The 18,894-nt window shown below is 67.3% G+C and carries 22 protein-coding genes; 15 read left to right on the forward strand and 7 right to left on the reverse strand.

What is annotated here, in order from left to right; genetic code table 11:
- The first annotated feature begins 83 nt into the window (after window positions 1-83).
- The gene (locus AB0E63_RS14580) at window positions 84-785 is read left to right on the forward strand and encodes a TetR/AcrR family transcriptional regulator (protein ID WP_360365475.1); all 702 of its coding nucleotides are present in this window, start codon (window positions 84-86) and stop codon (window positions 783-785) included.
- Here AB0E63_RS14580 and AB0E63_RS14585 read toward each other — a convergent pair.
- Together AB0E63_RS14585 and AB0E63_RS14590 are read right to left on the reverse strand one after the other, a co-directional pair.
- On the reverse strand, window positions 782-1,948 hold the full coding sequence (locus tag AB0E63_RS14585; protein WP_360365477.1) for a glycosyl hydrolase: 1,167 nt from the start codon (window positions 1,946-1,948) through the stop codon (window positions 782-784). The genes AB0E63_RS14580 and AB0E63_RS14585 overlap by 4 nt on opposite strands.
- A gap of 71 nt (window positions 1,949-2,019) precedes the next feature.
- On the reverse strand, window positions 2,020-3,036 hold the full coding sequence (locus tag AB0E63_RS14590) for a LacI family DNA-binding transcriptional regulator (protein WP_360365479.1): 1,017 nt from the start codon (window positions 3,034-3,036) through the stop codon (window positions 2,020-2,022).
- Window positions 3,037-3,129: 93 nt separating this feature from the next.
- Here AB0E63_RS14590 and AB0E63_RS14595 point away from each other — a divergent pair, with 93 nt between their 5' ends.
- Genes AB0E63_RS14595 through AB0E63_RS14605 form a run of 3 tightly spaced genes read left to right on the forward strand, consistent with a single transcriptional unit; the run spans window position 3,130 to window position 6,223 of the window.
- Window positions 3,130-4,425 carry a sugar ABC transporter substrate-binding protein gene (locus tag AB0E63_RS14595; RefSeq protein ID WP_360365481.1) on the forward strand — a complete coding sequence of 432 codons (1,296 nt, stop codon included), beginning with the start codon at window positions 3,130-3,132 and terminating at the stop codon, window positions 4,423-4,425.
- Window positions 4,425-5,303, forward strand: a complete 879-nt coding sequence (locus tag AB0E63_RS14600; protein ID WP_360365483.1) for a sugar ABC transporter permease — start codon at window positions 4,425-4,427, stop codon at window positions 5,301-5,303. Before AB0E63_RS14595 ends, AB0E63_RS14600 begins: the two co-directional genes overlap by 1 nt.
- Window positions 5,300-6,223 (forward strand): carbohydrate ABC transporter permease, encoded by a 924-nt coding sequence (locus AB0E63_RS14605; RefSeq protein WP_360365485.1) that lies wholly within the window; start codon window positions 5,300-5,302, stop codon window positions 6,221-6,223. The genes AB0E63_RS14600 and AB0E63_RS14605 overlap by 4 nt, the downstream gene beginning before the upstream one ends.
- Before the next feature lie 415 nt (window positions 6,224-6,638).
- Here the strand turns inward: AB0E63_RS14605 and AB0E63_RS14610 are convergent, their stop codons facing one another.
- Both AB0E63_RS14610 and AB0E63_RS14615 read right to left on the reverse strand, forming a co-directional pair.
- The gene (locus AB0E63_RS14610; RefSeq protein ID WP_360365487.1) at window positions 6,639-6,866 is read right to left on the reverse strand and encodes a helix-turn-helix transcriptional regulator; all 228 of its coding nucleotides are present in this window, start codon (window positions 6,864-6,866) and stop codon (window positions 6,639-6,641) included.
- Window positions 6,866-7,345, reverse strand: a complete 480-nt coding sequence (locus AB0E63_RS14615) for a DUF2975 domain-containing protein (protein ID WP_360365489.1) — start codon at window positions 7,343-7,345, stop codon at window positions 6,866-6,868. Before AB0E63_RS14615 ends, AB0E63_RS14610 begins: the two co-directional genes overlap by 1 nt.
- 98 nt (window positions 7,346-7,443) lie before the next feature.
- Between AB0E63_RS14615 and AB0E63_RS14620 the strand changes: the two genes are divergently transcribed.
- A complete protein-coding gene (locus AB0E63_RS14620; protein WP_360365491.1) occupies window positions 7,444-8,118 on the forward strand; it encodes a TetR/AcrR family transcriptional regulator in 675 nt (224 codons plus the stop codon).
- Between the two features lie 2 nt (window positions 8,119-8,120).
- Entirely contained in the window at window positions 8,121-9,272 is a 1,152-nt protein-coding gene (locus AB0E63_RS14625; RefSeq protein WP_360365493.1) for an NAD(P)/FAD-dependent oxidoreductase, read from the forward strand.
- A gap of 14 nt (window positions 9,273-9,286) precedes the next feature.
- Here the strand turns inward: AB0E63_RS14625 and AB0E63_RS14630 are convergent, their stop codons facing one another.
- A complete protein-coding gene (locus AB0E63_RS14630) occupies window positions 9,287-9,661 on the reverse strand; it encodes a VOC family protein (RefSeq protein WP_360365495.1) in 375 nt (124 codons plus the stop codon).
- 205 nt (window positions 9,662-9,866) lie between these two features.
- On the opposite strand from AB0E63_RS14630, the gene AB0E63_RS14635 reads away from it, so the two are divergent.
- Together AB0E63_RS14635 and AB0E63_RS14640 are read left to right on the forward strand one after the other, a co-directional pair.
- Window positions 9,867-10,709: a type IV toxin-antitoxin system AbiEi family antitoxin domain-containing protein gene (locus tag AB0E63_RS14635; RefSeq protein ID WP_360365497.1), complete on the forward strand. Its 843-nt coding sequence runs from the start codon at window positions 9,867-9,869 to the stop codon at window positions 10,707-10,709.
- Window positions 10,706-11,626, forward strand: a complete 921-nt coding sequence (locus tag AB0E63_RS14640) for a nucleotidyl transferase AbiEii/AbiGii toxin family protein (RefSeq protein ID WP_360365499.1) — start codon at window positions 10,706-10,708, stop codon at window positions 11,624-11,626. The genes AB0E63_RS14635 and AB0E63_RS14640 overlap by 4 nt, the downstream gene beginning before the upstream one ends.
- A gap of 54 nt (window positions 11,627-11,680) precedes the next feature.
- Here AB0E63_RS14640 and AB0E63_RS14645 read toward each other — a convergent pair whose 3' ends face one another.
- Window positions 11,681-12,124, reverse strand: a complete 444-nt coding sequence (locus tag AB0E63_RS14645; RefSeq protein WP_360365501.1) for a DUF1844 domain-containing protein — start codon at window positions 12,122-12,124, stop codon at window positions 11,681-11,683.
- 276 nt (window positions 12,125-12,400) lie between these two features.
- Between AB0E63_RS14645 and infC the strand changes: the two genes are divergently transcribed.
- From infC to AB0E63_RS14675, 6 genes are all read left to right on the forward strand, one after another.
- Window positions 12,401-13,135: a translation initiation factor IF-3 gene (gene infC / locus AB0E63_RS14650; protein WP_360365503.1), complete on the forward strand. Its 735-nt coding sequence runs from the start codon at window positions 12,401-12,403 to the stop codon at window positions 13,133-13,135.
- 72 nt (window positions 13,136-13,207) lie between these two features.
- Window positions 13,208-13,402, forward strand: coding sequence for a 50S ribosomal protein L35 (gene rpmI / locus AB0E63_RS14655; protein ID WP_360365505.1), 195 nt, complete (start codon window positions 13,208-13,210; stop codon window positions 13,400-13,402).
- Window positions 13,403-13,502: 100 nt separating this feature from the next.
- Entirely contained in the window at window positions 13,503-13,898 is a 396-nt protein-coding gene (gene rplT / locus AB0E63_RS14660) for a 50S ribosomal protein L20 (protein ID WP_360365507.1), read from the forward strand.
- A gap of 28 nt (window positions 13,899-13,926) precedes the next feature.
- Window positions 13,927-14,733 carry an RNA methyltransferase gene (locus AB0E63_RS14665; protein WP_360365509.1) on the forward strand — a complete coding sequence of 269 codons (807 nt, stop codon included), beginning with the start codon at window positions 13,927-13,929 and terminating at the stop codon, window positions 14,731-14,733.
- Complete coding sequence (locus AB0E63_RS14670) at window positions 14,730-15,644, forward strand: CehA/McbA family metallohydrolase (protein WP_360365511.1); 915 nt, start codon at window positions 14,730-14,732, stop codon at window positions 15,642-15,644. The genes AB0E63_RS14665 and AB0E63_RS14670 overlap by 4 nt, the downstream gene beginning before the upstream one ends.
- A 165-nt stretch (window positions 15,645-15,809) precedes the next feature.
- Complete coding sequence (locus AB0E63_RS14675) at window positions 15,810-16,517, forward strand: hypothetical protein (RefSeq protein ID WP_360365513.1); 708 nt, start codon at window positions 15,810-15,812, stop codon at window positions 16,515-16,517.
- Here the strand turns inward: AB0E63_RS14675 and AB0E63_RS14680 are convergent.
- Window positions 16,507-17,208 carry a TetR/AcrR family transcriptional regulator C-terminal domain-containing protein gene (locus tag AB0E63_RS14680; RefSeq protein ID WP_360365515.1) on the reverse strand — a complete coding sequence of 234 codons (702 nt, stop codon included), beginning with the start codon at window positions 17,206-17,208 and terminating at the stop codon, window positions 16,507-16,509. The genes AB0E63_RS14675 and AB0E63_RS14680 overlap by 11 nt on opposite strands.
- 57 nt (window positions 17,209-17,265) lie before the next feature.
- Here AB0E63_RS14680 and AB0E63_RS14685 point away from each other — a divergent pair, with 57 nt between their 5' ends.
- The gene (locus AB0E63_RS14685) at window positions 17,266-18,801 is read left to right on the forward strand and encodes an MFS transporter (protein ID WP_360365517.1); all 1,536 of its coding nucleotides are present in this window, start codon (window positions 17,266-17,268) and stop codon (window positions 18,799-18,801) included.
- Window positions 18,802-18,894 lie beyond the last annotated feature (93 nt).

Below are 18,894 nucleotides of genomic sequence, written 5' to 3' on the forward strand. Positions count from 1 at the left end.
CCGCCCCAGGGTGTTCGGGGCCCTGTCCGGGGTGGTGCTAGTACCCCTCTTCAGGGCGGCCGGCGTACGCGAGGATGGAGACCATGACCGAGAACCTGCCGCCGGGGCTGGCACTCGCGTGGGGTGTGCAGCCGGTGCAGCGGCGTGGGCCGAAGCCGGCCTTGTCGGTCGACCGGATCGTGGCGACCGGGATCGAGTTCGGCGACCGACAGGGGTTCGAGGCGATCTCGCTGCAGAAGATCGCGGCGCACTTCGGGGTCAGTACGAACGCGCTGTACAGGTACGTCCGATCCAAGGACGAGCTGATCGTGCTGGTGCACGACAAGGCGGTCGGACTACCGCCGGCGCTTCCGTCCGGCTGGCGGGAGGCGGCGACCGCGTGGGTGAAGGCCCAGGTTCAGCTGTACGCCGAGCGTCCCTGGCTGCTCGATGTGCCGATCCGTGGCGCGCCTGTCACGCCGAACCTGCTGCGCTGGGTCGAGGCGATACTCCAGGCGCTGGCCGAAACCGGGCTCAGCCAGCACGACAACCTTGGTTGCCTGGTGCTCCTGGACGGGTACGCGCGCAACTACGCCAGCCTGGCCCGGCAACTCGGTGCCAGCGACAACACGCCCGTACAGGCCGAGCAGGTCGGCCGCTTCCTCGTGCCTCGGCTGATCGAGGACGGCTACCCGATGCTGACCGCCCTCTACACGAACCAAGAGTACGAGGACGGCCTCGACGACGACCTGGAGTTCGGCCTGACCCGGATCCTCGACGGTATCCAGGTCCTGATCGGGGCCTAAGGCAACACGATCCGGACCGGGCCGTCGGCGCGAGCCGCGACCCACTGCCGGTGGAATTCGCTGCCGGGGGCAACTTCCGGGCGGCGGTGCGGTTCGGTGCGCAGGTTGACCGGCGCGGTCAACGTGGTCGCCGTCTGCGCGCGTACGCCGTTCGCCCGCGCGTCAGCGATCACGTCCGCCAGCGCTTGCGCGGCCGGCCTGCGCTGGTGGTCGACGGTGAACAGGCCGAGGTCGTACTCGCGGTCCGGAAAGTCCAGCAGCCGCCGGTCGATGTCATGCGACGACCACCAGGTGACACCCCAGAGCGCCGGATTCGGCAGCACCGTCTCGACCGTCCGCCGGGTGAACTCGGCCTGCAGTTCCACCGGGATGTCCGGCCCGGGTACGCCGATCTCCTGCAACCACACGGGTCGCGCGGGATCCAGCGAGGTCGCCGCAGCGAGCTCGACCAGGTAGTCCGCATGGCTGAGCGTGGCCGGCCCAAGAGGACCGTCCACCCGTGAGACTCCGTTGAAAACCCACGAGTGGACAGTGCTCAGGTCACCCAGATCCACGACGTCAACGGGATGGAAGGGGTGGTCCGCCTGGTACCAGGCGTCGTCGAACAGCGAGTGCAGGGCGAGTACGTCGGGCGCCGCCTTCTTCACCGTGGTGAGCAGGTCCTGCGCCCAACCGGTCGAGCTCTCGAAGTTCGTCGGGCTGTCGGGCCAGAGGTTGTTGACCTCGTTCCCGAGCGTGATCGCGAAGACGTTCGGCCGCGTCGCGACCGCTCGCGCCACGGTGTCGACGTACGCCGAGAGCCCGTCGCGGATCGTGGAATCGTCGAACAGGCTGGCCTTGTGCCAGGTGAGCACCCAGGACGGCAGGAAGTCGAAGCTGGACAGGTGCCCCTGGATCAGGTCGACCGCGACGGTCAGTCCGTGCTCGGCGGCCGCGTCGATGGTGTCCAGCAGGTCCTCGATCGCACGCTCGCGGATGATCGCCCGGTTCGGCTGGATCCAGGGCCAGACCGGGAACAACCGGACGTGGTCCAGGCCGATCCCGGCCAGGTCCGCGAAGTCCCGGCGTACGGCGTCGCCATCGTAGTCGAGCCAGCTGTAGAACCAGCCGGCCGACGGGACGTGGTTCGCGCCGAACCGGGGCAGCACGGAATCCGAGGGCATGCGGACGATGCTAAAACGGTTTAGGACCGACGGGCAACTGAGGGTCCGGTTCCGGCCTTGGCCGGCCCGCCTCAGGACGGGGGAGCGGTGGACTCGCGGACGGTCAGGACCGGGTCGGCGGTGCGGCGGTTGATCACCTGGGTGGGGTCGGCGATCGTCTCGAGGAGGACCTCGGCCGCCTGCCGGCCGAAGTCGAAGGTGTCCCGGGACAGCGCGGTCAGGGCCGGATGCATCAGCTGGGTCAGGATCGAGTCGTCGAACGCCACGATCGACAGGTCGCCAGGGACCGAGACGCCCATCTCCATCGCGACCCCGAGCCCGGCCACCGCCATCACGTCGCTGTCGTAGACGATCGCGGTCGGGCGATCGGCCTGGGACAGCAGCTTGCGCGTGGTCGCCGCGCCTTCCGCGTCGCTGAAGTCGGTGGTCAGCGAGGGTGCATCGAGCAGCCCGAGCCTCGGTGCGGCGTCACGGACGGCCCGGATCCGGCGCTGGGTGTGCTGGAAGACCGGCGTACCGGCGACGTGGGCGATCCGGCGGTGACCGAGCGCGGCCAGGTACTCCACGATCGAGAGCATCGCGTCCCGGTCGTCGGCCCAGACCGAGGCGAGCGCGCCCTTGCCGCCACGGCCGCCGATCACGACGGCCGGCAGCTCCAGCGCCTTCAGCTCGTCGACCCGCGGGTCCTTCACGGTCAGGTCGACCAGGATCACGCCGTCGACCCGGTGCTCCGAGGCCCAGCGCCGGTACACCTCGAGCTCGGTCGCGGTGTCCTCGACGATCAGCAGCTGCAGCGAGATCGACTCCGCGGACAGCCCGGACTGCACGCCCGACAGCAGGTGAGCGAAGAACGGCTCGACCCCGAGCGTGCGGGCCGGCCGCGCGATCACCATGCCGACCGAGTCGACCCGGCCCTCACCCAGCGCGCGGGCAGCGCTGTGCGGCCGCCAGCTCATCTGCTCGGCGATCTTCAGGATCCGCTCCCGGGTCGCGTCGCTGACACCCGGCCGCCCGTTCAGCGCGAACGACACCGCGCCCTTGGACACCCCGGCCCGATTCGCGATGTCCGCGATCGTCGGTCTCGCCATCGTCGTACCTCCTGAGTGTCGCGCCCTTGACAGCGGATTCTACGATGTGGATAGTTCGGGAGCTATACCGGTTTATCAATTCCAGGAGAATCCATGCGTAGACGTCGTCTGGTGCCGGTGGCCGCTCTTGCCGCCGCCGCACTCACACTGGCTGGTTGCGGCCTTGGCTCCGAGGACTCCGGCAGTAGCGGCGGCGCCAAGCCGACCGTCGACGCGAACGCCCAGGTGACCGGTGAGGTCAGCTTCCAGACCTGGGCGCTGAAGCCGAAGTTCACCTCGTACGTCGAGGGCGTGATCAAGGACTTCGAGGCGAAGTACCCGGGCACCAAGGTCACCTGGCTGGACCAGCCGGGCGACGGTTACGACAAGAAGGTGCTGAGCCAGGCCTCGGCCGGCCAGCTGCCGGACGTGACCAACCTGCCGCCGGACTTCGCGCTCTCGCTGGCCAAGCAGGACATGCTGCTCGACGTCGGCGCCGCGGACCCCAAGATCAAGGACGAGTACGTCGAGGGCGGCGTGCAGGCGTACGAGTACCAGGGCATGGACGGCACCTTCGGCTACCCCTGGTACCTGAACACCGACATCGACTACTGGAACGCGACCAAGTTCGCCGCGGCCGGACTGGATGTGAAGAACCCGCCGAAGACGTTCGACGAGCTGCTCGCGGCCGCCAAGGTCATGCATGACAAGACGGGCGGCAAGGAGTACCTGATGAGCCGGCTGCCCGGCATCGGTGACTTCACCAACGCCGGCGTCAAGATCCTGTCCGACGACGGCAAGAAGTTCGTCTTCAACACTCCCGAAGCCGCCGCGCTGCTGGACAAGTATCGCGACGCGTACAAGGCCGGCTACCTGCCGCGCGACATCCTGACCCAGGAGTACCTGGGCAACTCCAAGCTCTTCACCCAGAGCAAGGTCGCCTGGACCACCGGCGGCGGCAACGCCATCCAGGACTTCCAGAAGGACAACCCGTCGCTGAAGGGCAAGGTCGTCCCGTCACCCGCGCTCGACACCCCGCCGCTGTACGTGCAGGGCCTGTCGGTCTCGGCCAAGACGAAGAACCAGGCGGCCGCGATCGCGCTGGCCCGGTTCGTCACCAACGCGGAGAACCAGGCCGCGTTCGCCAAGATCGTGAACATCTTCCCGTCCACGAAGGCGTCCGCCTCGGACCCGTACTTCTCCCAGAGCGACGGTACGCCGGAGAGCGACGCGAAGGTGCTCGCGTTCGAGTCGCTGGCCAAGGCCAAGGTGCTGCAGCCGCCGGTGATCAGTGGCGCCACCAACGACTTCATCGGGCAGCAGATCTCGCTCGCGATCTCGGGCAAGCTCTCGTCCCAGGCGGCCCTCGACGCGGCGGTGGCGAAGGCCAACCAGCTCCTCACTCAGTAATGCGTTATCAGCGGTGGTTCACCCCGTGGGTGCTGGTCGTACCGGCACTCACGTGGTTGCTGGTGTTCAACCTCTGGCCGTCGATCAACACCGTCATCCTGTCGTTCACCAACGCCAGACCGATCGGCGGCGGCACCTTCGTCGGGCTGAAGAACTTCGAGACTCTCCTGCACGACGAGCAGTTGCGCTGGGCGCTGCTGAACAGCGTCATCTACATGGTGGTCTGCCTGCCGTTCCTGACCGTCCTGCCGCTGCTGCTCGCCGTACTGGTGGAGAAGAAGCTGCCCGGGATCACGTTCTTCCGGACCGCCTTCTACACCCCGGTGGTGGCCTCGGCCGTGGTGGTGGCGCTGATCTGGCAGTGGATCCTGGACGACCGCGGTCTGGTCAACGGCCTGGCCGAGAAGCTCGGGGTCATCTCCGGTCCGTTGCCGTTCCTGTCCGACCAGTGGCTGTTGTTGCTCAGCGCAATCAGTCTGACGGTCTGGAAGGGGTTGGGGTACTACATGATCATCTACCTCGCCGCGCTCGGGAACGTCGGCCGTGAGCTGCACGAGGCGGCCGCGGTCGACGGTGCCGGACCGTTCCGGCGGTTCGTGCACATCACGATCCCGGGAGTCCGCGGGACGATGATCCTGATCTCGATCCTGATCTCGGTGTCGGCGCTGCGGGTGTTCTCCGAGCTGTTCATCCTCAGCGGTGGCAAGGGCGGTCCGGGCGGGCGGGACAACTCGGTGGTGATGCTGATCCAGCAGTACAGCCAGGGCTTCGAGGGCAACCTCGGGTACGCGTCGGCGTTGTCGATCGTGCTGTTCTTCGTCACCGTCGTACCGATGCTGGTGCTGGCCCGCCTGAACCGTCGAGGAGCCGAAGCATGAGTGTTGTCACCGATCCGGCCCGGCCGGCTGTTGTCGCTTCGGATCCTGGTACGCCGGGGGGCCGCAAGCGCCGGAGTGGTTCGTTCGGGTTCAACACGGTCTCGCCGCGCGAGAAGGTGGTCCGCTACCTGCTGCTGGTGTTCGTGCTGCTGATCACGATCGGGCCGTTCCTGTGGCAGTTGTCCACGTCGCTGAAGGGATCCGGGGAGGACATCTACACCCGGATCCCGCGGCTGCTGCCGGCCCAGCCGACGTTCGATCACTACAAGGCCGTGACCGACACGATCCCGGTCTGGGATTACGCGCGGAACTCGCTGGTGGTCGCCGTACTGGTTGTCGGTGGCAACGTCATCGGCGCGTCGCTGGCCGGGTTCGCGTTGTCCCGGTTGCAGTTCCGCTTCCGGCGGCTGGTGCTCGGGTTGTTCCTGGCGACGCTCGTACTGCCGGGCGAGGTCACGATCATCTCGCAGTACGTGACGGTGCGGGAGTTCGGGCTGGCGAACACGCTGTTCGGTGTCGCGTTGCCCGGCATGATCGGCGCGCTGAACGTGCTATTGATGTACAACGCGTTCCGGTCGCTGCCGATCGAGGTCGACCAGGCCGCGATCGTCGACGGCGCGAACGCGTGGCAGCGTTTCCTTTATATCGGCCTACCGTCGGTGCGGGGGACGATCAGCGTGGTCGCGATCTTCGCGTTCATCGGTGCGTGGGACGACTTCCTCTGGCCGCTGATCGTGCTCACGGATCCGGACAAGTACACGCTGACCGTCGGTCTGCAGTACCTGTCCGGCACCTTCAGCAACAACCCCCGCCTCATCGCCGCCGGCACGATGATCGCCTTCATCCCCATCGTCATCGTCTTCGCCACCCTCCAACGCTTCTTCTTCAAAGGCGTCGAGGAGGGCGCCGTCAAGGGCTAGCCCGAGCCCCACGCGTGCTCCCGGGGCGAGCGGTCGGCTCGGCCAGTCGTCGGGGGCTTGGACCGGGACCGGTGGGCCTGAACAGGTTATTGCCTGTTCACGCCCACCGGTTGTTGTTCAAGCTCCCGGCTAGGCGCCGCCGTGAAGCCCGGCGGTGTGCGCTGCCGCGCTTCATCAACCACACCGCGGTCCCGGGGCAAGGTGGTTGCTTCAGGCTGCTCGCCGGCGTGTGTGGTTGTCCCACACCGGCCAGGCCGGCCTCACCGAAGTCACCGTCGACCGCGGGGTGCTCCCGCGGTCACCCGCGCATCGTGCACGGTGCGCGCTCGGGTGAGGTCGGCCAGTCGTTGGGGGCTTGGACTGGGTGCGGTGGGCTTGGACAGGTTATTGCCTGTTCACGCCCACCGTTTCCTGTTCAAGGCACCGGCTGGTGTTCCGTGTCGGGGACCCATTCGAGGAGGTCGCCAGGTTGGCAGTTGAGGGCTTGGCACATGGCTTCCAGGGTGCTGAAGCGGACTGCTTTGGCGCGGCCGTTCTTCAGGACCGCCACGTTGGCGGGGGTCAGGCCTACCTTCTCGGCGAATTCGCCGACGCTCATCTTGCGCTTGGCGAGTTCGACGTCGATGCGGACCACGATCGGCATCAGATGACTGCTTCCATGTCGGTGCGCAGCGTCGTCGCCTGTTGCAGCAGCGCTCGCAGTACGACGACCAGCAGGATGAGTACGCCGCCGACCAGGACCATCCCGGTCATCACGATCGGCAGCGCCGGATCGGTGGCCAGTAGACCGAGGTATACGTACACACCGAAGAACAGCACCCAGCCGACGCCGAGCGTGCAGACGATCGCGTCGACCCACGCGAACGCCGCCGCGCTGAAGATCCGGTCCGCCGTGACGAGCGTGAGCAGTTTCCAGGTGCACACGATCACGACCTGGACACACATCAACTCGACGATCGACCAGATCGTCAGCGGCCAGCGCAGGTAGGCCAGCTCCGGATCCTCCCGCGCCATGTACGCGAACTGTCCCGGCATGCTCATCACCTGCGCGACCACCAGCCCGGCGAACAGCAGGACGAGCAGGACGCGGAGCGGCAGCACCACCCGATTCAGCAGTCTCATGGATCGACTGTCGGCTGTTATCTATCGATTGTCGATATTCTGAAAGTCCCATGATCACGAACTCGTTCGTAACGAACATGTTCGTTATTGTCGAGGGCATGATGGATGAACCCAGGAGTCGGCGGGAGCGGCCGGCTAAGGCGGCGTTGACGCGGGGCGGGATCGTGGCGGCGGCGGCTGAGGTGATGCGGGCCGAGGGGCTGGGGCGCGTGACGATGCGGCGGTTGGCGTCGGAGCTCGACACCGGGCCGGCCTCGCTCTACGTGTACTTCCGCAACACGGCCCAGCTGCACGCCGCCGTACTCGACGATCTGCTCGGCGCGGTGGACTTGTCGCCGGTCGACGCACCTGGTGATTGGCGTGACCGGCTCGAGGCGGTGCTGACGTCGTACACGCGGGTGCTGTTCGAGTACCCGACGCTCGCTCAGTCAGCGGTCACCGCGCGGCCATCCGGGGAGAACTACCTGAGGTTGGTGGAGGGGTTGCTGGCTCTGCTCGACGAGGGCGGCGTACCGCCGGGACAGGCAGCTTGGGGCCTCGACCTGCTGCTCCAAGTGGCGACGGCGACGGCTGCTGAGCATGCGGGCGGTGACGACCCGGAGCAGTGGGATGCGGTGGGCGCTGCCCTGCGCGCGGTCCGGCCGGAGACGCACCCGCGGATCGCCTCGCTGGGGGAGGACCTGCTGAGTGGCCCAGGACCGGCCCGGGCGTCGTGGGGGATCCGCGTTCTGATCAACGGAGTGCTCGCCACTCCACGTACGGGAGGGAACTGATTATGCATCACGAGATCGCAATCGTCGGCGCCGGGCTGGGTGGCTTGACGCTGGCGCGAGTACTGCACGTGAACGGCATCGACGCCGCTGTCTACGAGCTGGACGCATCACCAACGGCCCGCACCCAGGGCGGCATGCTCGACATCCACGAGGACTCCGGCCAGGCAGCGCTGCGAGCGGCCGGCCTGTACGACGACTTCCTGCGCATCGTCCTGCCCGGCGGCGAAGCGATGAAGATCTACGACCGGTACGCCGTACTGCACCACTCGGATGAGCGCGAAGACGGCGGACGGCCCGAGGTGCACCGCCGCGACCTGCGCGACCTCCTGATCGACAGCCTCCCGGGCGGCATGATCCGTTGGGGCTCGAAGGTCGTCGACATCACGGACGGCAGCGGCCCAGGTCCAGATGCGAGTCGGGCGGTGCGGCTGGCGGATGGTTCAGGTCCGCGTTGGGAGGTGCGGTTGGATGACGGCAGTTCGTTCACCGCCGAGCTGCTCGTCGGTGCCGACGGCGCGTGGTCCAAGGTCCGACCACTCGTCTCCGACGCCACACCGACGTACGCGGGCCTGTCTTTCGCCGAACTGGACCTCCTCGACCCCGACCTCCGGCACCCCGAGAGCGCCGAACTGATTGGCGGCGGCCTCATGTTCGCCCTCGGCAACGGCTGCGGCTTCCTCGCCCACCGCGAACCCGACCGCCTCCACGTGTACGCCGCCCTGCAGACAGACGCGGCCTGGTCCGCCGACGACATCACCAGGGACGCCCTCCTGGCCGAGTTCAAGGACTGGGATCCCCGCTTCCTCCGCCTCATCCACGACGCGGACACCGAGCCGTTCCCACGCGCGATCCACTCCTTGCCGATCGGCCACCAGTGGAAACGGGTCCCCGGCATCACCCTCCTAGGCGACGCCGCCCACCTCATGTCCCCCTTCGCCGGCGAAGGCGCCAACCTGGCCATGCAAGACGGAGCCGAACTGGCAGCAGCCCTCCTAGCCCACCCCGGCGACACCGAAGCAGCCCTGACCACCTACGAAGCAGCCCTCTTCCCCCGCTCCGAACTTTCGGCCGCCGAATCCGCCGCCAACCTCGACCTCTGCTTCGCCCCCGACGCCCCCGCAGGTCTGCTGAACTTCTTCACGAGCCACGCCTAATAGTTGGCCCGAGGTCACTCGCCCCGCTCGAGGCAGAACTCGTTGCCTTCCGGATCCGCCATCACGACCCAGCCCCCAGGAGTCGACTCCCGCCGGTCGTCAAGGATCCGCGCCCCCAACCCCACCAGCCTGGCAACTTCCTCCTCCTGCGACCCCTCCGCAGGCAGGAGATCAAGGTGAATCCGGTTCTTCACAGCCTTCGCCTCGGACACCTCGACGAACACCAGACGCACGCCTTCGTCCTCATCGTGCGCAACAAGCCAAAACGGATTCCCCGGCATCTCCACCAGCGACGCCGGCCACCGCGTAACCCCACTCCAAAACCGCGCCAGCCCCGCAGCATCCCCACAATCAAACGTCACATTCAAAACCGCACTCCGCACATCCACCTCGATTCACCCGGACCCGTGCAGGCAGCGTCACAGAACCCCCTGAACCCGTCCACGGGATATGCGCTGCGCCTTTGACGCCGCAAACGACCTCACCAACTCCCTGCCGGTCGGTGTGCTCGCGGTTCCATGCACCTTCGGCACCCACGTACTGCAAAAGTAGGCGCAAGTGTATACTTTTGCAGTATTGAGAAGGAGGTTCGAGGTGTCTCTCCTGGATCTGGCTGGCCTTGCGAGTGAGCAGTGGGGTCTTGTGACGACGGCCCAGGCTGGCGGCGTGGGGGCGTCGACACAGACGATGGCTCGCTGGGCGAACGAGGGTGCGCTGACTCGTCTGAGCCATGGCGTCTACAAGGTCGCAGGGAGCTCATACGACCCCCGTGACGAACTGCGGGCCGCTTGGCTGGCGCTCGACCCTGGGCGTCTCGCGGCGGAGCGGCTGGTTTCCGAGCCGATCGACGCTGTCGTCTCGCATAGCGCAGCTGCTCGCGTGCACCGTCTAGGCGACATGAGCGCGGACAGACATCAGTTCATCGTTCAGGGGCGCAAGCAAACGCGGCGGGCGGACGTGCAGATCCGGCGCAGGAGTGGCGGGATCGATCCGAACTCCTGGCGAGTCGTCGACGGCCTCCCGACGACAACTGTGCTGACAACTATCGTGGATCTGGCCACGGACCATGTCGATGGGGGACACCTGGCCGGCGTCGTTCGCGACGCCATCGCGACCTCTGCTGTCGATCTGCGCGAGCTCAGTACGGCGCTCAGGCCTTTCGCCCATCAGTACGGCGGGCGTCTCGGCGACGGCGACGCTCTCATCGAGCGCTTTCTGGACGAGGCCGGGATCCCTCAATCAATGCTGGACGCTGCAGACCTCTTGACGTCGATGTCGCGGGCCGCCTTCTCGGATGCGGACCTCCGAGAACTCGCAGAGAAGCTGGCCAGCTCCGACGTGCGCAAGATGCTCGAGGCTCTGTCCAAGCCCAGCACGCAGCGCAACCTTGCTCAGCTGAACGAGACCCTCGAGGCGCTCCGGAGAGCCGCCGGATGAGAGATCAGCCGTATCGCAACGCGGCAGCTTTCCGCGCCGGCGTCGAGGCACGGATCAAGGCTGAGGCCAAGGCGCATCGGACCCGAACAATGGAAGAAGTCCGACGACAGTTTCTGCTGCAGCGATTTCTCGCTCGCGTGTTCGCCGATGCGGAGACGGGCTGGGTCCTCAAGGGAGGCACCGGACTGCTGGTTCGGGTGCCAGACGCACGACACAGTAACGACATCGACCTCCTCTACCCGGACCCCGAAGGACAGCTGGTCGACGCGGTCGCGGATCTACGTCGTCGAGCTGCAATCGCGCCAGCCGGCGATCTGCTGGGATTTGAGCAGGCGGAGCCACGCCTCGGTGGAGGCCAAGGTGTGGACCACGTTGTGGCACAGGTGAAAGTGTCCGCCTATCTCGGCGTCACTGAGTACGGCCGGTTTCCGATAGACCTGTCGCTGAATCAACGGATCGCGGAGCCGGTCGAGCGTCGGCGTCCGCGGCCGGTTGTCGAGCTACCGGGCTGCGACCCGCTGCCGGAGTTCGTTCTCTACCCACTCGCCGAGCAGATTGCCGACAAGCTCTGCGCGATGTATGGGCTGTACGGTCCGAACCGGGACCAGCCCTCGACGCGTTACCGCGACCTGGTGGACCTGGTCATCATCGTTACCCACGAGGCGATCGACGCGATGAGAGCGACGGAAGCGCTGAACGACGAGGCCAAGCGGCGTGAGCTCAACCTCCCACACAAGCTCGTGGCTCCGAGCGAGCACTGGGAAGCCGGGTACGCGCGCACCGCGTCCGGAACCATGCTGACCCCTGAACTCCGGACGATCGACTCCGCCCTGGAAACCGTCGCCAGATGCATGGAGCCAATCCTCGGGGGAACGGCGGAGGGCACTTGGAATCCAGCGTCGATGCGGTGGGAGTGAGGTCAATCGCTCGCCCGGGGTCCACGGGTTGTCGATGAAGCGCGCGTGGGTGGGCTACCTGCGTGCCGCGGTGGGGTGGACTGCGCCGGTGTATTTCTCGCCGGGGCCTTGGCCTGGCTCGTCCGGGACGGAGCTGGATTCCTTGAAGGCCAATTGGAGGGAGCGGAGGCCGTCGCGGAGGGGGGCGGCGTGGTGGTGGCCGAGGGAGGGGGCGGCGGCGTCGAGGAGGCCGGCCAGGGCGTCGATGAGGGAGCGGGCTTCGTCGAGGTCTTGGTGGTCGGGGAGGTCCTCGGCCAGGCCGAGGTTGACGGCTGCCGCGCTCATCAGGTGCAGGGCCGCGGTCGAGATGATCTCTACGCTGGGTACGTCGGCGATGTCGCGGGAGACTGTGGACAGCGGGTCCGGGCGGCCCTCGTCCGCGGCAGCTGGGTGGTCGGCGTCCGCGGCCGCCGGCTGATCGGAGCGGTCCGGCTGCGAAGTGGCACCTGAGTCGTTCATGCTGCTACTCTTGCACGGCGACCGACCTGGTCCGCTGGTGACCCCTGAGCGGAATACTCGAGGGACTCCAGTGGTTCAAGTCCAAGCGGAGGGCCACCTCCCACCCAGTCGATGAAGAGTCGGCGGGTCCCGGTCACGCTGAGAGATTCTGGAGGACATCCGGAGAATCGAAGCGATCGTACGGCGTACCACCCGGAGGGGTTGGGGCGTCGTCGATCTGGGAATTGGGCCTTCGTGTGATCGCACGAGGGCCCTCGTGTTTTCCAGGGGCTGTCGGTGATCACGAGGTGGCACCAGTACGAGGACAACCCAGGAGGACCCATCACCATTGAACTGCGCGTCAACGAGCGCATCCGCGTTCCCGAGGTGCGACTGGTCGGACCGAACGGTGAGCAGGTAGGCATCGTCCGGATCGAAGACGCACTTCGGTTGGCACAGGAAGCTGATCTCGACCTGGTCGAGGTTGCGGCCACGGCACGTCCGCCGGTCTGCAAGCTGATGGATTTCGGCAAGTACAAGTACGAGACCGCGCAGAAGGCGCGCGAGTCCCGCCGGAACCAGACCAACACCGTCATCAAAGAGATGAAGCTGCGGCCGAAGATCGACCCGCACGACTACGAGACCAAGAAGGGTCACGTCGTTCGGTTCCTGCGTGCCGGGGACAAGGTCAAGATCACCATCATGTTCCGCGGTCGTGAGCAGTCCCGCCCCGAGCTGGGGTTCCGGCTGCTGCAGCGGCTGGCCGAAGACGTCAGCGAGCTCGGCTTCGTCGAGTCGTCGCCGCGTCAGGACGGCCGGAACATGATCATGGTGCTCGGACCGCACAAGAAGAAGTCCGAGGCGCGCGTAGACGTGGAAGCCGAGAAGGCCAAGAAGCAGGCCGAGCACGAGGCCGAGCAGGAGGCCGAGCGGCTGGAGCGGGCCGAGCAGCTGAAGCAGCACGAGGCTGAGCGGGCCGCCGGAGCAACGAAGAAGCCGAAGGGTCCGGCAGACAACCTCGATCCGGAGTGATGTGTCGCTCCGGTCGTCAGGCCGGAGCCGTCACCCGATCGAGTCAACGAAAGAAACCAGGAGTACATAGCCATGCCGAAGATGAAGACCCACTCGGGGATGAAGAAGCGTGTCCGGATCACGGGCTCGGGCAAGCTGCGCCGCGAGCAGACCGGCAAGCGTCACCTCGCCGAGGCGAAGTCGACCAAGCGCAAGCGCCGCCTTTCCGGCACCGTCGAGGTCGCGCCGACGCATGTGAAGAAGGCCAAGAAGCTCCTCGGTCTCTGAGGCTCGCTGTCTCCGGGCCTTCATCCCGCCCTTCCCCCGAACATCCCCGCCGAGTGGGCGCAGTCCGTCTCCGGCGCAGAAATACAAGGAGTAACACCTCATGGCACGCGTGAAGCGGGCAGTCAACGCCCACAAGAAGCGCCGGGTCGTACTCGAGCAGGCCAGCGGTTACCGCGGCCAGCGCTCGCGGCTGTACCGCAAGGCCAAGGAGCAGGTCACCCACTCGCTCGTCTACGCCTACCGGGACCGCAAGGCGCGCAAGGGTGACTTCCGCAAGCTGTGGATCCAGCGGATCAACGCCGCGGTCCGCGCCGAGGACCTGACCTACAACCGGTTCATCCAGGGCCTGCGGCTGGCCGAGGTCGAGGTCGACCGCAAGATCCTCGCCGACCTGGCCGTCAACGACCCGGCCGCGTTCTCCGCGCTCGTGCAGGTGGCCAAGGCCGCCCTGCCGACCGACGTGAACGCGCCGAAGTCCGACGTCTCCGCGGCCTGAGCACCACCCCTTCAGTAAGCACTCCCAAGTGGCGAGCCCTGGTCTGCTGACCGCACAGTCCGTGCGGATCAAGCAGGCCCGGCGGCTCGCCACTCGTGCGTTCCGGCGCAAGTCCGGCCGCTTCCTCGTCGAAGGACCCCAGGCGGTCCGCGAGGCTCTCGAACACCGCGAACTCGTCATCGAGGTGTACGCCGAACCGGCCGTCGCCACCCGGCACCGCGATCTCCACGACCTCGCCGCGGCCGCCGGCGTGCCCTGGTTCGAGGTCAACCGTGCCGCCGTCGAGGCGCTCAGCGAGACGGTCACCTCCCAGGGTGTCGTCGCCGTGTGCTCTCTGGTGGATGTGCCGCTCGCGCTCGGACCCACCGTGAAACTGGTCGCGGCCGGGGTCCAGGTCCGTGACCCCGGGAACGTCGGCACCCTGATCCGGACCGCGGACGCGGCCGGCGCCGATGCCGTCGTACTGTCGTCGGAGTCCGTCGACCCGCACAACCCGAAGGCGGTCCGGGCCAGCGTCGGCAGCATCTTCCACGTGCCGGTCACCACGGACGTCGACATCGTCACCGCCGTACAGACTTGGCATGAGCAGGGCCTGCAGGTGCTCGCCGCCGATGGGTACGGCGCCACTGACCTGGATACCTGTATCGACAACGGCACCCTCGCGAAACCCACCATCTGGTTGTTCGGCAACGAGGCACACGGCCTCCCCGACGACATCAACGCGATCGTCGACCACTCGGTGAAGGTCCCGATCTACGGCCGCGCCGAGTCCCTCAACCTCGCCACCGCCGCCGCGGTCTGCCTGTACGCCTCGGCCCGGGCGCAGCGCCGGTGACGGAGCTGCCGTTCGACGTGCCGGGACGCTTCTGGCGCGGGAACCTGCACACGCACTCGGACCGCTCGGACGGCGCGTTGCCGCCTGCGGAGACCGCCCAGGTGTATCGGGAGGCCGGGTACGACTTCCTGGCGATCACCGATCACTTTCGGCCGGAGTACGGGTTTCCGATGACGGATACGCGGGAGTTGCGGTCGGACGGGTTCACCACGCTGCTGGGGGCTGAGCTGCACGCACCGCGGACCGAGGTGGGCCAGTCGTGGCACATTGTGGCGGTCGGGTTGCCGCTGGATTTCCGGCCGCCGACGGAAGCGGAGACGGGGCCTCAGCTGGCGCGGCGGGCGCGGGCGGCGGGGGCATTCGTCGGGATGGCCCACCCCTCGGCCTCGCTGCTGACGGCGATCGACGCCGAGAGTCTGGACGCGGCCCACTCGGTCGAGGTCTACAACGCGCTGGCCGACCGGGAGAACCGTGGCGACAGTTGGCACCTCACCGATGTCCTGCTGAACCGCGGTCACCGACTGACGACGTACGCCGCAGATGACGCGCACCTGCAACCCCAGGACCCGCCTCCGTGCCAGGCGTGGGTCCACGTCCGCGCCGCGGTACTCGAACCGGACGCTCTGGTGCAGGCGCTCAAGGCCGGCCACTTCTACTCGAGCACCGGGCCCGAGTTGCACGACGTACGTATCGAAGGTGACGTGATAGTCGTCCGTTGCTCGCCCGCGACAAAGGTACTGCTGAGCGGCGGCACTCCCGGTGCAGAGGTTGCCCAGGGCACCGAGCTGAACGAGTGCTCGCTCTCGGTGACCATGTTCCGCGGCACCCATTGCCGAGTCACCGTCGAGGACGCCTCCGGCGGCCGCGCGTGGACCAACCCGATCCACCTGCCATCACAGCGCCATAGTTGACGGCCCGACGGGCCGCATGTCAGCGTTGGCTCAGCGCGCGCCAGGGCGCCTCCTCTCCGCGGCAAGCACCGAGTGCACCTGGAAAAAAAGCAAGATCCATGACGGCCGGTGAACCCTTCGGGACGGCCTGATTCAGCGGAGCGGGCTGCCCTGGAAGGACCGTCGATGTCGACCACACCGCTGCCCGCCAAAGCCAGCCTCAGTCAGCTGCGCGCGCGGGCGAAGGATCTCCGCAAGGCCGTGACCAAGGGCCGCCCGGACGCGATCGAGCGAGCCCGCACCCATCACCCCGCCTACAGCGAAGAAGCGTTCACGCTGCGGGACGCGCAGTTGACCATCGCCCGCGAGTACGGCCTGGCCAGCTGGCCGGAGCTGATGGAGAAGGTGGCCACCGAACTGGTCGAGGGCCGCGAACTGCACCGGTACTTCGGTGTCGAGCTGAACAACGAGACCTGGGACCTGCTCGAGCAGATCGACGAGACCAGCCCGCTCCTCGACCAGGAACGCGTTCTGTACGGCGCGTACGCCGCCTGCCTGCACTGGCTCGAAGCCGGGAACGAGGCGAACCACGCCCGCGGCGAACACCTGATCGCCCGGGTCGCGCTCCGGATCGGCCGCGCCGACCTGGGCCTGGAGCACGCACGGCGTTGTCTGCAACTCGTCCAGGACCATCCGGATCAGATGGACGATTGGGACGAGCCGTTCGCCCGGGAAGCCCTCGCGCGTGCCCTCGCGGCGACCGGCTCAACAGCTCAGGCGCGAGCTGAGCGCCGCCGGGCGGAGGAGCTCACGGAGCTGGTCACGGATCCCGGCGACCGCGAGGTGCTCGTGACCGAACTCGGCAAGGAACCGTGGTTCGGGCTCACTTCTTGAGGCGCGCCTCGAGACCGTCGAGCAGCGTGTCGAGGCCGAAGACGAAGGACTCGTTGAATGTCGTGTTGATGTCCCGGTCGGCCCGTCGCCGGACCGATTCCTGCATGTCGGGGAGGTCGGCGGTGAGGACTTCAGCCTGCTGCAACAGCTCGCCCGCCATCTGGTTCAGGGACTGGCCCGCCCTCCTGGCCATCTCGCGGGTCGCGACCTCGGAGCTCGCGGTGCCGAGCACGTAGGACATCACGCTGCCCATCGCGAAGTCGACGTCCCGGCCGGAGAATCCGGCCGCGCCGAACAGCACCAGGCCGCGCGCGCCGAGCGTCATCGCCTTCGGTCCGACGCTCGGCCTGGTGTACATCACCTCGGGCAGCCAGGGGTGCCGGAGTACGGCCGCACGCAGGCTGTGGCCGAACAGCATCGCCCCGCTGCGCCAGCCGGCCAGCTCCGGGTCCGGTACGTCGATCTCGCCCCAGATCTCGTCGATCAGCAGGTCGATCAGATCGTCCTTGGTGGGAACGTGCCAGTAGAGGCTGGTCGCGCCCGCATCGAGCTTGGCGGCCAGCTTCCGCATGCTCAACCCGGCCAGACCTTCGGCGTCGAGGGTGGTCATCGCGGTCTGGACGATCTGCTCCCGGGTCAGCGTCTCGCGGGCGGGCGCAGCGGCCCGGGACTTGCTCCAGATCGACTCCATGACCCCATCCTAGCTAATCCACTGGAACACTGTGCGAGTTCGTCGTACAGTGTGCGAGTGACTAGTACACCGTTCGAGTCCCCTGCTTCTCATTCATCAGCGACCGGCCATCCCCGCCGCTGGTGGATCCTGCTGATCCTGTGCCTGAGTCTGATGGTTCTCGTCGTCGACAACACCGTGCTCAACCTGGCCATCCCGTCCCTGATGCGGGACCTGGACGCGACCCCCGCGGACATCCAGTGGGTGATCGACGCCTACATCCTGGCGTTCGCCGGGCTGCTGCTGACCGCGGGCAGCCTGTCCGACCGGTTCGGGCGGCGGAAGATGCTGCTGCTCGGACTGGTGATCTTCGGTGCGGCCTCGCTGCTCGCGACGCTGGCCCAGAACCCGTGGCAGCTGATCGCCTGCCGCGGGCTGATGGGTGTCGGCGGCTCGCTGCTGATGCCGAGCACGCTGTCGCTGCTGTTCACGGTGTTCCCGCCGGAGGAGCAGCGCAAGGCGATGGCCGGCTGGTCGATGGTGGCGATGGTCGGCGTGGTCGCCGGTCCGACGGTCGGCGGCGTACTGCTGAACCACTTCTGGTGGGGCTCGATCTTCTGGCTGAACGTGCCCATCGCCGTACTCGCGATCATCGGAACGCTGGCCATGATCCCCGAGTCGAAGGGCCCGGCGCGGAACGTCGATCCGGGTGGTGCGGTGCTCTCGATCATCGGTATGGCCGCGATCGTCTGGGCGATCATCTCGATCCCGGCCGACGGACTCGGCTCGGCGAAGGTGGTGGGTGGGTTGGCCGTCGGCGTGGCCGGGCTGACCGGGTTCGCCCTGTGGGAGAAGCGGAGTGAGCATCCGATGGTGCCGCTCGCGCTGTTCCGGGACCGGAACTTCAGTGGTACGAGCTTCTCGATCGTCCTCTTGTCCTTCACCGCCGGTGGGTTGCTGCTGGCCCTGACGCAGTACCTGCAGTTCGTGCTCGGGTACACCCCGCTGAAGGCCGGCCTGGCGCTGATTCCGTACGCCGTTGCCGCGACGGTGTTCAACGCACTTGGGGCGACCCTCGGGAAGAAGATGGCGGATCGCGCGCTGATCGTGATCGGTCTGGCGATCATCGCCGGCAGCTTCGGCATCCTGACGCAGGTCTCCGACTCGAGTGGGTACGGCCTGCTGATCATCGGCCTGCTGGTCATGGGTGTCGGCGGTGGTCTGGCCGGTCCGGCGGCGTACACACACCTGATGCAGGCCGTGCCGCCCGAGCATCGCGGGGTCGGATCCGCGATGAACGACACCGTTCAGCAAGCGGGTGCCGCGTTGTCGGTCGCCGTACTGGGCAGTGTGCTGGCTGCGGCGTACTCCTCGTCGCTGCCGGACTCCGTTCCCGAACCAGCCCGTAAGTCGATCGCGGACACGCTCGCGCTCGGCCCGGATTTCCTGGCTCCGGCCCGCACCGCCTTCACCGACGCCATGTCGATCTCGATGACGGTCGGGTGCATCGGGGCGCTGGCCGGTGCGGTGGTGGCGTTGGTAGTTCTGCCCCGTCGGCAGGCCGCGGAGCAGGCGGCTGACGCTGTCCCAGCGGTGAATGACGTGGTGCACTGAAACGGCTGAGTCCACAGGTTGTGGACAGCCGATTCACGCTCTCGGTGTTCTGGTTCCTAGACTGCAATCCGCAGAAGTTCCGAACCCGAGAGC

It is taken from the genome of Kribbella sp. NPDC026596 (genome assembly GCF_040638415.1).
Taxonomy (GTDB): domain Bacteria; phylum Actinomycetota; class Actinomycetes; order Propionibacteriales; family Kribbellaceae; genus Kribbella.